This is a genomic window from Faecalibacter macacae, from assembly GCF_003687725.1.
Lineage (GTDB): Bacteria > Bacteroidota > Bacteroidia > Flavobacteriales > Weeksellaceae > Empedobacter > Empedobacter macacae.
Genome location: NZ_RDOJ01000018.1, coordinates 51,988 through 64,734, shown reverse-complemented (window position 1 = coordinate 64,734; position 12,747 = coordinate 51,988). Strand labels below are relative to the sequence as shown.

The window sequence follows — 12,747 nt, the reverse complement described above, 5'->3', positions numbered from 1 at the left end:
AATATTAATTTAACCGTCATAGAGAAGGTTAGTTAATCTTATTTGAATTGTATACTGGATTGTGTTAACAAAAAGAACAATATCAAAGACTAATAATGTCAACAACATAAAGGAACACACCTTTCAAAGACACTTAAGAAATTAGGGTGGTTATAGCGAAAGGGCTCACCTCTTCCCATTCCGAACAGAGAAGTTAAGCCTTTCAGCGCCGATGGTACTGCTATTGCGGGAGAGTAGGTCGCCGCCAGTTTTTATTAAAAAGCTCATTCTATCAAGATTGAGCTTTTTTTATCCCATATCAGGATGTAAACCTGACTAAAAATTACACTTAAAATATTAGGGTGATTATAGCGAAAGGGCTCACCTCTTCCCATTCCGAACAGAGAAGTTAAGCCTTTCAGCGCCGATGGTACTGCTATTGCGGGAGAGTAGGTAGTCGCCAGTCTTTGTCGAAAGTCTTTAGGTTAGTTTCTAAAGACTTTTATTTTTTTATTAACTTAAGTTTACTGATACTTATATTATCTTCAATTACTAAATAATATATTCCTGATGGAAGATTTTCTATATTAATTTTTTCAAAATCTTTCATTTGTTCAAATATTATTTGTCCTAGTATATTTACAACTTTGATTGAATTTATCCCTTCAATTGTATTTAATTGAATTAAGTCTTTACTCGGATTATTGACAATAGAGTAATTTGAATTTACACATATATCTTTTAAACCTAATAGTTGATTATTTGATGTATAAAATGTTGTCCCATTATCTGAAGAGAATGCATATAAACCACTGAAAGGAGGATCAATATGATCGAACGTTGATCGAAAAAAATCATATCCATCACCAATTCCTTCGTATAAGTAATATTTGTTTGGTGAATAAGCTAAATAATCATATTCATATTCTTTTGTATGAATGTTATATTTTGTTACTTCATTGATTGCTAATAAAGTTCTATTATTATTAATATAATCGTATATTCTTGTTCCAGAATTGTTAATACTATTAATTGTAATTTTTTTGTTTTGAATATCTTCCTTTACATAACCAATTAGATGACGCGTATTATAATTATTTATATCTAAATGACCTAAATGTATACTTAAATCGTATTCATCATCACAATTTTTTCTTTCAATAAAATCAGATAATGATTTGAAATGATATTGAACGTATAATTCTTTAAATACTTCATCGTTTATAATAACTTCATTACCTAAAGAATAATCATAAACCACATCAATTCTATCATTTTCATCCTGAAAACACATTGGATTATCAGTTAGAGAATATTTCCAAACATTTCCGTTTTGTATAAATGGAATATAATCTTGCGCTTGAAGAAAAGAATTTAAAACTATTAAGAACAATAAATTTTTCATAAGTAAAGGTTTTTATAATTGATAAATAAATAATTAAACACTTGCTATTCATTAATTTATAAAATTTTATTTATAATTTGTGTTTAAATATTGTTTATTTTTAACTTGTTTCTAATTAATACATATGAAATGAGCGACGGAAAGCTAAGAGAAGATAATATCTGTCAGAATTGCAATAACACAGTTATTGAAAATTATTGTTCGCATTGTGGACAAGAAAATACAGAAACAAGGCAGCCTTTTTATTTTTTAATAACCCATTTTATTGAAGATTTTATTCATTACGATAGTAGTTTTTGGCATACGATTAAGAATTTATTTTTTAAGCCTGGAAGAATCACTAATGAATACTTATCAGGAAAACGTAATAGTTCCGTAAATCCTGTTAAGCTCTATATCTTTATCAGTTTTATTACTTTTTTTTTAATTGCCATTATTCCAACTAAAACTCGTGTTACTGAAGATAATATTAAGGTAAATCCTCCGAAAGAAGTTCAGATTGATAAAAAAGCTGAAGTTAAACAAAGCTTAGATAGTTTGGCTATAAATAGTGTAATTAGTAAACAGCAAAAAGATTTAATTAATAAAGCGGTTGAGAATAATACTGAGATTTCTTTAAATGAAGTTGATATAGCAACAATAGAACAAATAGAAAAGAAAGTAGATGCACAAGCACCTATACTTACACGTTTCATCAGTAAATTTAAAGAATTAAAAGCGAATAATATTTCTACTGAACAAATTGCTGAAAGTATTATAGAACATAGCTTAAAATTAATTCCAAAGGCTTTATTTGTCTATATGCCAATCTTTTCATTCTTACTTTGGTTATTTTACAACAAGAAAAAATATTGGTATTTCGATCACGGGATTTTCACCCTGCATTATTTCTCTGTTATTTTACTTGCCGTTCTAACAATTTATATTTTAACCGCATTATCTAGTTATATTGAAATAAGTTTTATTGTTTCAATTCTTAGATTTATAGCTGTTATTATTGGAATTTTCACAATAATCAATTTTATATTGGCATTACACCGAAGATATAAAGAGAATAGATTTATAACATTACTAAAAGGATTAATATTGATTGGAATAAATTCATTTATCTTTTTTACAATTATCATTGGAATCGTAATCTATTCTTATCTACACGTATAATATTCACATTTATGAAATACATATTTTTTTTACTATTCTTATTTTCTAGTTCTGCTTTTGGTTGTAGTTGTGCATTTCCTACAATAAAAGATTCTTATCAAAATTCTGATGCAATATTTATTGGTAAAGTTATAGCTGTCGATTCATCTAAGTATGATTATTCTTCCAATACAGTTTATGCCTATACTTTTGAAATCGAAAAAGATTTTAAACGAGAATTATCTAAGCAAAATTCAAAGAAATATTATACCACAATTTATACCCCTTTAGGAAGTCTATTTGGTGGTTGTGGAATGACATTCAATTTAAATGAAAAATATTTGGTCTATGGTTATCCAACTTCTTTTGGTGTTTCAACAAGTATATGTACAAGATCAGATGCATTAAATAATGTTTCTGAAGAAGAAATCAATCAATTGCAAAAATTAAATGAAGAATTTATTGCATCTAATGAAATCATATTGCCTTCTTATGAAAATGATGATATAGTGATATTATCAAAAAAAAATGATTTGTATCAATTAACTGCTGAAAGAAAAGAGAAATATTATTGGATTGGTTTAGGCGTTTTAGGAATACTTTTAATTGTGAGTTTAGGATTTAATTTTAGAAAGAGTTAGATTTTTCGTCAAGCTCGTAATGACAAATTTCGTTGGTCAAGCTGAATTTATTTCAGCTTCTCATCCTGTTTTTGATTTTTATGTGTGATGTTGAAACAAGTTTAATATGACGGAAACTAAATAAAAAAGCCTCGCAATTGCGAGGCTTTAAACTTATAACTTACTAATTAAAACGTATTACTTGTTACGGTATTCGTTCCAAGTTTTGATTTTTAAATCTTCCATAGATAACGTTGTAAATGCGTTGATGAAAGCCGAAGCTAAACGTGCATTTGTAACTAATGGAATGTTGAAATCTACTGCTGTACGACGAATTTGGTAATCGTTATCTAATTCCGCTTTAGTTAAGTTTTTCGGGATGTTGATCACCATATCAATTTTCTTATCGTGTAAGTACGACATTACGTTTGGCTCTTTTTTATCAGATGGCCAATACACTAACGTAGAGTACACGTCATTTTCTGTAAAGAATTTGTGTGTTCCTTCAGTCGCGTAAATTTTGTAACCTTTTTCGATTAATTGTTTCGCAGGTCCTAATAATGCTACTTTCGATTCGATTGGTCCACCAGAAATTAAAACTGTTTTCTCAGGAATTTCATATCCTACAGATAACATCGATTTTAATAAGGCTTCTTCCGCTGTATCTCCAATACATCCAACCTCACCAGTAGACGACATATCTACAGATAAAACTGGATCAGCACCAGCTAAACGAGTAAATGAGAACTGAGAGGCTTTAACACCGACGTAATCTAAATCGTAAACGATTTCTGAATGCCCTTTTTCTACTTCTAATCCTAATAAAACTTTAGTCGCTTTTTCGATCATGTTGTTTCCTGCAACTTTCGATACGAATGGGAACGAACGAGATGCACGAATATTAGTTTCGATTACACGAACTGTATTGTTTTTTGATAAGAACTGAATGTTCATTGGACCAGAGATTTCGAAACGTTTTGCAATTTTCGCTGCAACTTTACGCATTTGGCGAATCGTTTCGATGTACACTTTTTGAGGTGGATAGTACATTGTTGCATCACCTGAGTGAACTCCGGCAAATTCCACGTGCTCAGAAATAGCGTAATCTACAATTTCTCCGTTTTGACAAACTGCATCTAATTCGATTTCTTTTGCTCCTTGTACGAATTCTGAAACGACAACTGGATAGTCTGGAGAAACTTCTTTCGCTAATTTTAAGAATGCATCTAATTCTTCTTTATTCGATACTACGTTCATCGCTGCACCAGATAAAACGTAAGAAGGACGAATTAAAACTGGGAAGTTTACTTCTTCTACGAAATTGTGAATCGCTTCTAAAGAAGATAACTCTTTCCAACGTGGTTGGTCGATTCCTAATTCATCTAAGATCTCAGAGAATTTGTGACGATTTTCTGCATCATCAATACGTAAAGGAGAAGTTCCTAAAATATTGATTTTCTCATCGTACAATTTCATCGCTAAGTTGTTTGGAATTTGTCCTCCTGTCGAAATGATTGTTCCATCAGGTTGTTCAAAATCCAAGATATCCATTACACGTTCGAAAGATAATTCTTCGAAGTATAAACGGTCTGACTCATCATAATCCGTAGAAACTGTTTCTGGATTATAGTTGATGATGATTGTTTTGTATCCGTTTTTAGACGCTGTTTGAGCAGCATTTACACAACACCAGTCGAACTCAACTGACGAACCGATACGGTAAACACCAGAACCTAAGATACAAACTGATTTTTCAGTTTCAGTTGCGATATCATTTTCAGTACCGTGGTATGTTACATATAAATAATTTGTTTGCGCTGGGAATTCAGCTGCTAACGTATCAATTTGTTTAACAACCGGAACAATTCCGAAGTTTTTACGTAATTCACGAACTGTTAATTCGTTACGGTGAACATTTTGGTTACCTTTTACTAAAACTGCGATTTGTTGATCAGAGAAACCAGCTAATTTTGCTTTTTTCACTAAGTCAGCATCCACTTGTTCAAATCTTTCTAAGGCTTCAAATTCTTTAGAAATATTGAAAATTCTTTCTAAACGTTGTAAGAACCATAAGTCGATCTTCGTTAAATCGTGGATTTTCTCAATTGAATATCCAGCTTTGAACGCTTCAGTAATCGCGTATAAACGCTCATCATTTGGCTCAGCTAACCAAGTATCTAATGATTCTCCTTCAGGGATAACAAATGAGTTTGCTACAAAACCTCTGTGTCCGATATCTAACATACGAACACCTTTCTGAATTGCTTCTTCGAAAGAACGTCCGATAGCCATCACCTCACCAACTGATTTCATTGCAGAACCAATGTTACGACGAACGCCGTAGAATTTGTTTAAATCCCAACGAGGTAATTTAACTACACAGTAATCTAACGCTGGTTCGAACATCGCAGATGTTGTTTGCGTCACGCTGTTTTTTAATTCGTATAATGAATATCCTAATGCTAATTTAGCTGCTACGAAAGCTAATGGATAACCAGTTGCTTTAGATGCTAAGGCAGAAGAACGAGATAAACGAGCGTTTACTTCAATTACACGGTATTCTTCAGAAACTGTATCAAATGCGTATTGAATGTTACATTCTCCAACTACACCAAGGTGGCGAATTGTACGGATAGCAACTTCACGTAATTTGTGGTATTCTGAGTTTGATAACGTTTGAGATGGAGCGATTACGATAGACTCACCTGTGTGAACACCGATTGGATCGAAGTTTTCCATATTACAAACGGTAATACAGTTATCGTATGCATCACGTACAACTTCGTACTCAATTTCTTTCCATCCTTTTAAAGACTCTTCAACTAATACTTGCGTAGAGTAGTTGAATGCTTTTTCTACTAATTCTAATAATTCCTCTTCGTTGTTCGCGAAACCAGAACCTAAACCTCCTAAAGCATAAGCTGCACGGATGATTAATGGGAAACCGATACGTTTACCAGCTGCCATTGCATCTTCTACCGTTTCAACCGCTTCTGAACGCGCTGTTAAAACACCAATTTGGTCTAATTTTTCGATGAAAATATCACGGTCTTCTGTTGCTTCAATGACAGGAATTTGTGTTCCTAAAACTTCAACACCGTATTTTTCAAAGATGTTTTCTTTATTTAATTCAACCGCACAATTTAAAGCTGTTTGTCCTCCAAAGGCAACTAAAACTCCGTCTGGTTTTTCTTTTTTAATTACTTCTTCTACAAAGTAAGGGGTAACAGGTAAGAAGTAGACTTCGTCTGCAATACCTTCAGAAGTTTGAACAGTTGCAATATTTGGATTGATTAAAACTGTTTTAATTCCTTCTTCTTTTAAGGCTTTTAACGCTTGAGAACCAGAGTAATCAAACTCACCCGCTTGACCAATTTTTAATGCTCCTGATCCTAATACTAATACTTTTTTAATATCTTTTTTTAACATCGTGCTTCTGATTATGCGTTAGCGCTTTTATATTTTTTTACTTCTTCGATGAATTCATCAAATAAATACTCTGTATCCACTGGACCTCCCATTGCTTCTGGGTGGAATTGAACTGTAAAGATTGGTTTAGATTCGTGACGAATTCCTTCGCACGTACCATCATTTAAGTTCGTGAAGAATGTTTTGAATCCTTCTGGTAATTTAGAATCATCTACTGCGAAACCGTGGTTTTGAGAAGTGATGAAACATTTCTTCGTACCAACTAATTGTACGGGTTGGTTGTGCGAACGGTGTCCGTATTTTAATTTAAATGTAGATGCACCAGCCGCTAAACTTACCAATTGGTTACCTAAACAAATCCCAAAGATTGGTTTATCACCTTTTAAAGATGCTTTGATGTTGTTGATTGTTGGAACACATAAAGCAGGATCTCCAGGTCCATTCGAAATAAATAATCCATCGTATTCTAACGTTGAGTAATCGTAATCCCAAGGCACACGAATTACTTCAACACCGCGGTTTGTGAAACAACGGATAATGTTATTTTTAACTCCACAGTCGATTAAAACAATTTTTACATCAGCACCTTCGTTGTAACGAATTACTTCTTTACAAGAAACTTGATCCACTAAATTATCTAAATCTGGATTGTAAAATTCTACGTCTGTATCTGCAACAATTTTTCCTAAAGTAGAACCTTGCTCACGTAATTTTTTTGTAATCATACGTGTATCAACTCCATAAATACCAGGAATGTTTTGACTTTCTAACCAAGCTCCTAATTTTTGAATAGCGTTCCAGTGCGAATAATCATCAGCATAGTAAGAAACAACTAATCCAGTCACTTGAATTTTGTTAGATTCCATCCAAGTTTCGATTGATTCGATCATTGCTTTATCATCAGGAACACCGTAGTTTCCGATCATTGGAGCTGTCATAACCATAATCTGACCTTTGTAAGAAGGGTCAGTCAAACTTTCATTGTATCCAACTAAAGCTGTGTTGAATACTACTTCTCCTGCGGCAGAAGTATATGCACCGAAAGATTTTCCTTCGATTTCTAATCCGTCTTGGAATACTAATTTTACTGTCTTATCCATTGATGATAATGTTAATTTCAGTTTCTAAAGCTGATATGAATTTATCTACGTATTGTTTTGTAATAGTAAGTGGTGGTAGTAATCTAATTACATTTGTTCCTGCGTATCCAACAAAAATGTTGTGTTTCGCTAGTAAGTTTTTCTTTAATTCCGCAATTGGGAAGTCGAACTCGATTCCGATCATTGATCCTCGACCACGAACTTCAGTTATTTTTGGGAATTTATTTAATTGAATACCGATGTATTCACCGATTTCTTTTGCGTTTTCGATTAAGTTTTCTTGCTCGATTACATCTAAAACAGCAACTGCAGCCGCACACGCTAAGTGGTTTCCTCCGAAAGTTGTTCCTAATAATCCGTAAGAAGCTTTAAATTCTGGAGAAATTAAAACTCCACCGATTGGGAATCCGTTCCCCATTCCTTTCGCCATCGTGATTAAATCAGCTTTGATGTTAGAATGTTGGTGAGCGAAGAATTTTCCTGAACGTCCGTATCCTGATTGAACTTCGTCTGCGATTAAAATCACTCCGTTTTCTGTACAAACAGTTCTTAATTCTTGGATAAATTCGTCTGAAGGTAAAATGATTCCTCCAACTCCTTGAATTGGTTCGTAAATGATAGCTGCAACATCTCCACCAGCGATAATTTCTTTGATTGCGTCGATGTTATAATCTACGAAAGAAACTTTGTGGTGTGCGTTGAATGGTGCAACAATTTTTGGGTTGTCTGTTAAAGCAACCGATCCTGATGTACGTCCGTGGAAAGCACCGTTAAATGCAATGATGCGATCTTTTCCTGTGTGAAAAGAAGCTAATTTTGTTGCATTTTCGTTAGCTTCTGCTCCAGAGTTACATAAGAATAATGTATAATCATCATATCCAGATAAACGTCCTAATTTTTCAGCTAATTCTGTTTGAATTGGAATTTGAACTGAATTAGAGTAAAATCCGATATTGTTGATCTGTTCTGTAATTTTTTGCACATAGTGTGGGTGTGCGTGCCCGATAGAAATCACTGCGTGACCTCCGTATAAGTCTAAATATTCTTTTCCGTTTTCGTCCCAAAGAATACAATCTTTGGCTTTAACCGGAGTTACGTTCATTAATGGATATACGTCGAATAGTTTCATATTAAAAGTTTTGAGTGATGAGTTTTGAGTAATGAGTTAGTTTTTTTCTCTAATTTTTTTAATTAGTGAAATTAACATGGCTTTTATTTCATTACACTCATCGGTTAATTTTGAATAATCTTCAATATTAATGTATTTTAAATCTTTGGCTAATAGAATAAAGTATGTAACTTCATTCAAAGAACCTAAAGCTATATTTAAGAATTGAGCAAAGTCTTTATTTGAGTTTCTACCACAACCTTCTGCAATATTTGCAGGCATGGAAGATACTGCTCTTTTGATTTGAGAAATTAGTCCAAATTGTTCTTCTTTAGGAAACAGATTTACAAGTTTATATAAATCTAATACTAATTGATGTGAACGATTCCAAACTGTTAATTTTCTGTAGTCTTGCATAATCTCAAAACTTATAACTCAATACTCATAACTTAATTAAAACGCTACCGTTTTAAGATTAAGTCCTAAATTCTCTTCCCATCCGAAGATGATGTTCATATTTTGAACCGCTTGACCTGATGCACCTTTTGTTAAGTTATCAATAATCGAAGTGATTAATAAAACGTCGTCTTGTTTTTGGATGTGTAATAAACACTTGTTTGTATTTACCACCTGTTTTAATGCAATTGGTGCATCTGAAACGTGTGTAAAAGGCTCGTCTTTGTAATATTCTTTGAATAATTGAATTGCTTTTTTTTCTGATAAATCAGATTTTAAATAAACACCAGCTAAAATTCCACGAGCAAAATCTCCACGCATTGGTAAGAAGTACACTTTGTTATTAAAACCAGGTTCTAATAATTTTAGAGTTTGATAAATTTCTCCTTCGTGTTGATGTGAAAACTCTTTGTAAAAAGAAACATTGTTATTTCTCCAGCTAAAGTGTGTAGAAGCAGCTAAAGCTTGTCCAGCTCCTGTTGAACCTGTTACAGCATTGATGTGAATATCTTCTGTGATTGATTTACTCGCAGCTAATGGTAACAAAGCTAATTGAATTGCAGTAGCAAAACATCCTGGGTTCGCAATGTTTTTTGCTTCTAAAATTGCAGCGCGGTTGTATTCTGGTAATCCGTAAACAAACGATCTTTCTTCATGTTCATTATTAGCATCTAATCGAAAATCGTTACTTAAATCGATCACAACAGTATGTTCAGCATATGTATTATTTGCTAAAAATTCTGCCGATTTACCATGGCCTAAACATAAAAAAACGACATCAGCATTTTCATCAATTTTGTCTGAAAATACGATATCGGTCTCACCTAATAAATCGTCGTGAACTTTAGAAACGGGGTTTCCAGCATTAGAAGTACTGTACACAGAAGAGATGTTTACATTCGGATGATAAATCAGAATGCGTAGTAATTCTCCTGCCGTGTAGCCAGCTCCACCTACGATACTAACGTTAATTTTATTTGTCATTTTTGTTTGTTGTGCGTGTTTATTGTAATCTATATTGAAATAAAGTGGATCCAAGTCAATGAACCCACTTTAACGAATCAATTAATCGAAACTATGAACAATCTTTAATTGATTACCAAATATTTTGATAAATCCTCTTGCATCTCTCGAATCCCAAGCATCGTTCTCTTCACCATATACAGCAACTTTAGACTGCATCATATCGTATGGAGATTCAATACCGATCATTGAGAAGTGGTAAGGGTTTAATTGCATTTTAACTTTACCAGTAACTCTTTCTTGAGAAGATTCTAAGAAGGCTTCAATATCACGCATTACAGGATCTAAATACTGCGCTTCGTGTAATAAAGTTCCGTACCAGTTAGATAAAGAATCTTTATGTAATAATTGCCATCTTGTTAAAGTGTGTTTTTCTAATAAGTGGTGGGCTTTGATTAAGATGTAAGCAGCAGGAGCTTCAAAACCAACACGTCCTTTGATACCTAAGATTGTATCACCAACGTGGATATCACGACCGATAGCATATTCACCACCGATTTCGTTTAATTTTTGGATTAAAGCAACTGGAGACATTTTTTCTCCATCTAAAGCAACTGGAATTCCTTTTTCAAATTCTACTTCGATTACAGAAGATTCCGTTCTTGATAATTGTGTTGGATAAGCATCCTCTGGTAAAGCTTCGTTAGAAGTTAATGTTTCAACACCTCCAACTGAAGTTCCCCAAATACCTCTGTTGATAGAGTATTTTGCTTTTTCCCAACTATAACTTACTCCATTCGCTTGTAAGTAATCTACTTCTTGTTGACGAGATAATTTTTCGTCACGAATTGGAGTGATAATTTTTGAATTTGGTGAGATCACAGCGAAAGCAACATCAAAACGAATTTGATCATTTCCTGCACCTGTCGATCCGTGTACGATGTATTCTGCATCTACATCTTTTGCGTACTGAGCAATAGCAATCGATTGGAACATACGTTCTGCACTTACAGATAATGGGTAAGTGTTGTTTTTTAAAACGTTTCCGTAGATTAAGTAGCGAACACAATCGTTATAATATTTATCTGTAATATCGATTGTTACGTGTTTAGAAGAACCTAACTCATATGCACGAGCTTCGATTTCTTTTAACTCTTCATCAGAAAATCCACCAGTATTTACAATTACTGTGTGTACTTCCATTCCTTGGTCTTTTGTTAAGTTAACTAAACAGTAAGATGTATCTAAACCTCCACTGTAAGCTAAAACTGCTTTGTTGCTCATCGTTGTTTGTTATTTGTTTATATTGGGAACTATTGTTCTTAATTCATGTGTTACTTCTTCTCTTGTGCTAGATTCTTTCATTATGATAAGTAACGTATCATCACCAGCAATTGTTCCGATTATACTTTTGAAAGCTGCATTATCAATTTCAAATGCTAAACTTGTAGCATAACCAGGTTTTGTTTTTATAACTCCTAAATTTTGTGAAAAAGTTAGAGTAATGTGATTACTATGCGTAACTGTTTGATGAGTAGGCTCAGCTTCTGTTAATTTGTAAATGTAATTTCCGTGATGATTTGGAAACTTAGAAACCTTTAATTCGCGTAAATCCCTCGATAAAGTTGCTTGAGTTACTACAATTTCGATGTCCATTAATTTTTTTAATAATTCATCTTGGCTACTTATTTCTTCTGTAGCGATTAAATCTTTAATGACTTGAAATCTGTATTTTTTATTACTCATTTTGAATATTTATTCGAATATTTTTGCAAATATACTCATTTTAGGCAAAAAAAAACCTTAGAACGAATAATTATTCATTCTTGTTATCATCATTGTTTTGTTGTCTTGCTTCCTTTGCATAATCATCATCTAAATTATCGTACACTAATCCTGTACAAATACATCTATCACGGTCGTTATCCATTAAGATGTGGTAATTTTTACAACTTTTACAACCATTCCAAAATTCATCTGATTGAGTTAATTCTGAAAAAGTTACTGGTTTGTACCCCAGTTTAGTATTCATTCTCATCACAGCAAGTGACGTTGTAATACTGAAAACTTTAGAATTAGGGAATTTCGTTCGAGATAATTTGAACACTGCATGTTTAATTTCTTTTCCGATTCCCGAACTCCTTAAATCAGTACGTACAATTAAACCTGAATTGACTACGAATTTTTCTTCTTCGTAGGTTTCGATGTAACTAAATCCTGCTACTTGATCATCGTCATCAAAAGCAATTACCGCATTCCCGTTTCGCATTTTGCGTTCCAGGTAAACCGGATTTCTTTTCGCGATACCAGTCTTTCTCATACGAGCGGATTCTTCATACCATTCGCACAAAAGCTCTGAATACTTGGCATCGTCTGCATTTGCTATTCTTACATACATAATTTAGGAGAGTTGATTAAGAAAATAGAGGTTAAAAAAAAGGATGACCAATAGCCATCATTACCATGAAAGTTTCTAAAAGTGTTAGAAACTTTTACATTAAAAGATTTTTTCTCAGAGAAGAGAAGAATGTTCTTAGAAATTTCTTC

General features: G+C 33.0%; 11 protein-coding genes and 2 rRNA genes. 4 read left to right on the top strand and 9 right to left on the bottom strand.

Features of this window, described 5'->3' with window-relative positions:
- Positions 1 to 142 precede the first annotated feature (142 nt).
- Both rrf (EAH69_RS11715) and rrf (EAH69_RS11710) read left to right on the top strand, forming a co-directional pair.
- Positions 143 to 250, top strand: a 5S ribosomal RNA gene (gene rrf, locus EAH69_RS11715).
- A gap of 87 nt (positions 251 to 337) precedes the next feature.
- Positions 338 to 445, top strand: a 5S ribosomal RNA gene (gene rrf / locus EAH69_RS11710).
- Positions 446 to 481: 36 nt separating this feature from the next.
- On the opposite strand, the gene EAH69_RS11705 is transcribed toward rrf (EAH69_RS11710), so the two are convergent.
- Complete coding sequence (locus tag EAH69_RS11705) at positions 482 to 1,384, bottom strand: T9SS type A sorting domain-containing protein (RefSeq protein ID WP_121935395.1); 903 nt, start codon at positions 1,382 to 1,384, stop codon at positions 482 to 484.
- Positions 1,385 to 1,513: 129 nt separating this feature from the next.
- Between EAH69_RS11705 and EAH69_RS11700 the strand changes: the two genes are divergently transcribed.
- Positions 1,514 to 2,545, top strand: coding sequence for a DUF3667 domain-containing protein (locus EAH69_RS11700; RefSeq protein WP_121935394.1), 1,032 nt, complete (start codon positions 1,514 to 1,516; stop codon positions 2,543 to 2,545).
- Between the two features lie 11 nt (positions 2,546 to 2,556).
- The gene (locus EAH69_RS11695; RefSeq protein ID WP_121935393.1) at positions 2,557 to 3,165 is read left to right on the top strand and encodes a hypothetical protein; all 609 of its coding nucleotides are present in this window, start codon (positions 2,557 to 2,559) and stop codon (positions 3,163 to 3,165) included.
- Between the two features lie 177 nt (positions 3,166 to 3,342).
- Here the strand turns inward: EAH69_RS11695 and carB are convergent, their stop codons facing one another.
- The 8 genes from carB to EAH69_RS11655 all read right to left on the bottom strand — a co-directional run bounded on the left by carB (position 3,343) and on the right by EAH69_RS11655 (position 12,598).
- Positions 3,343 to 6,573 (bottom strand): carbamoyl-phosphate synthase (glutamine-hydrolyzing) large subunit, encoded by a 3,231-nt coding sequence (carB, locus tag EAH69_RS11690; protein WP_121935392.1) that lies wholly within the window; start codon positions 6,571 to 6,573, stop codon positions 3,343 to 3,345.
- A gap of 11 nt (positions 6,574 to 6,584) precedes the next feature.
- A complete protein-coding gene (carA, locus tag EAH69_RS11685) occupies positions 6,585 to 7,673 on the bottom strand; it encodes a glutamine-hydrolyzing carbamoyl-phosphate synthase small subunit (RefSeq protein ID WP_121935391.1) in 1,089 nt (362 codons plus the stop codon).
- Entirely contained in the window at positions 7,666 to 8,802 is a 1,137-nt protein-coding gene (locus EAH69_RS11680) for an aspartate aminotransferase family protein (protein WP_121935390.1), read from the bottom strand. The genes carA and EAH69_RS11680 overlap by 8 nt, the downstream gene beginning before the upstream one ends.
- Before the next feature lie 36 nt (positions 8,803 to 8,838).
- The gene (locus EAH69_RS11675) at positions 8,839 to 9,198 is read right to left on the bottom strand and encodes a four helix bundle protein (protein WP_121935389.1); all 360 of its coding nucleotides are present in this window, start codon (positions 9,196 to 9,198) and stop codon (positions 8,839 to 8,841) included.
- A 36-nt stretch (positions 9,199 to 9,234) separates the two neighbouring features.
- Positions 9,235 to 10,221, bottom strand: coding sequence for an N-acetyl-gamma-glutamyl-phosphate reductase (gene argC / locus EAH69_RS11670; RefSeq protein WP_121935396.1), 987 nt, complete (start codon positions 10,219 to 10,221; stop codon positions 9,235 to 9,237).
- A gap of 81 nt (positions 10,222 to 10,302) precedes the next feature.
- Positions 10,303 to 11,484, bottom strand: a complete 1,182-nt coding sequence (gene argG, locus EAH69_RS11665) for an argininosuccinate synthase (RefSeq protein ID WP_121935388.1) — start codon at positions 11,482 to 11,484, stop codon at positions 10,303 to 10,305.
- Between the two features lie 9 nt (positions 11,485 to 11,493).
- Positions 11,494 to 11,946 carry an arginine repressor gene (locus EAH69_RS11660; protein WP_121935387.1) on the bottom strand — a complete coding sequence of 151 codons (453 nt, stop codon included), beginning with the start codon at positions 11,944 to 11,946 and terminating at the stop codon, positions 11,494 to 11,496.
- Between the two features lie 70 nt (positions 11,947 to 12,016).
- Positions 12,017 to 12,598 carry a GNAT family N-acetyltransferase gene (locus EAH69_RS11655; RefSeq protein WP_121935386.1) on the bottom strand — a complete coding sequence of 194 codons (582 nt, stop codon included), beginning with the start codon at positions 12,596 to 12,598 and terminating at the stop codon, positions 12,017 to 12,019.
- Positions 12,599 to 12,747 lie beyond the last annotated feature (149 nt).

Excerpts from the sequence above, each read along its gene's own strand:
- EAH69_RS11705 (WP_121935395.1), bottom strand. The coding sequence starts at position 1,384 with ATGAAAAATTTATTGTTCTTAATAGTTTTAAATTCTTTTCTTCAAGCG.
- EAH69_RS11700 (WP_121935394.1), top strand. The coding sequence starts at position 1,514 with ATGAGCGACGGAAAGCTAAGAGAAGATAATATCTGTCAGAATTGCAAT.
- EAH69_RS11695 (WP_121935393.1), top strand. The coding sequence starts at position 2,557 with ATGAAATACATATTTTTTTTACTATTCTTATTTTCTAGTTCTGCTTTT.
- carB (WP_121935392.1), bottom strand. The coding sequence starts at position 6,573 with ATGTTAAAAAAAGATATTAAAAAAGTATTAGTATTAGGATCAGGAGCA.
- carA (WP_121935391.1), bottom strand. The coding sequence starts at position 7,673 with ATGGATAAGACAGTAAAATTAGTATTCCAAGACGGATTAGAAATCGAA.
- EAH69_RS11680 (WP_121935390.1), bottom strand. The coding sequence starts at position 8,802 with ATGAAACTATTCGACGTATATCCATTAATGAACGTAACTCCGGTTAAA.
- EAH69_RS11675 (WP_121935389.1), bottom strand. The coding sequence starts at position 9,198 with ATGCAAGACTACAGAAAATTAACAGTTTGGAATCGTTCACATCAATTA.
- argC (WP_121935396.1), bottom strand. The coding sequence starts at position 10,221 with ATGACAAATAAAATTAACGTTAGTATCGTAGGTGGAGCTGGCTACACG.
- argG (WP_121935388.1), bottom strand. The coding sequence starts at position 11,484 with ATGAGCAACAAAGCAGTTTTAGCTTACAGTGGAGGTTTAGATACATCT.
- EAH69_RS11660 (WP_121935387.1), bottom strand. The coding sequence starts at position 11,946 with ATGAGTAATAAAAAATACAGATTTCAAGTCATTAAAGATTTAATCGCT.
- EAH69_RS11655 (WP_121935386.1), bottom strand. The coding sequence starts at position 12,598 with ATGTATGTAAGAATAGCAAATGCAGACGATGCCAAGTATTCAGAGCTT.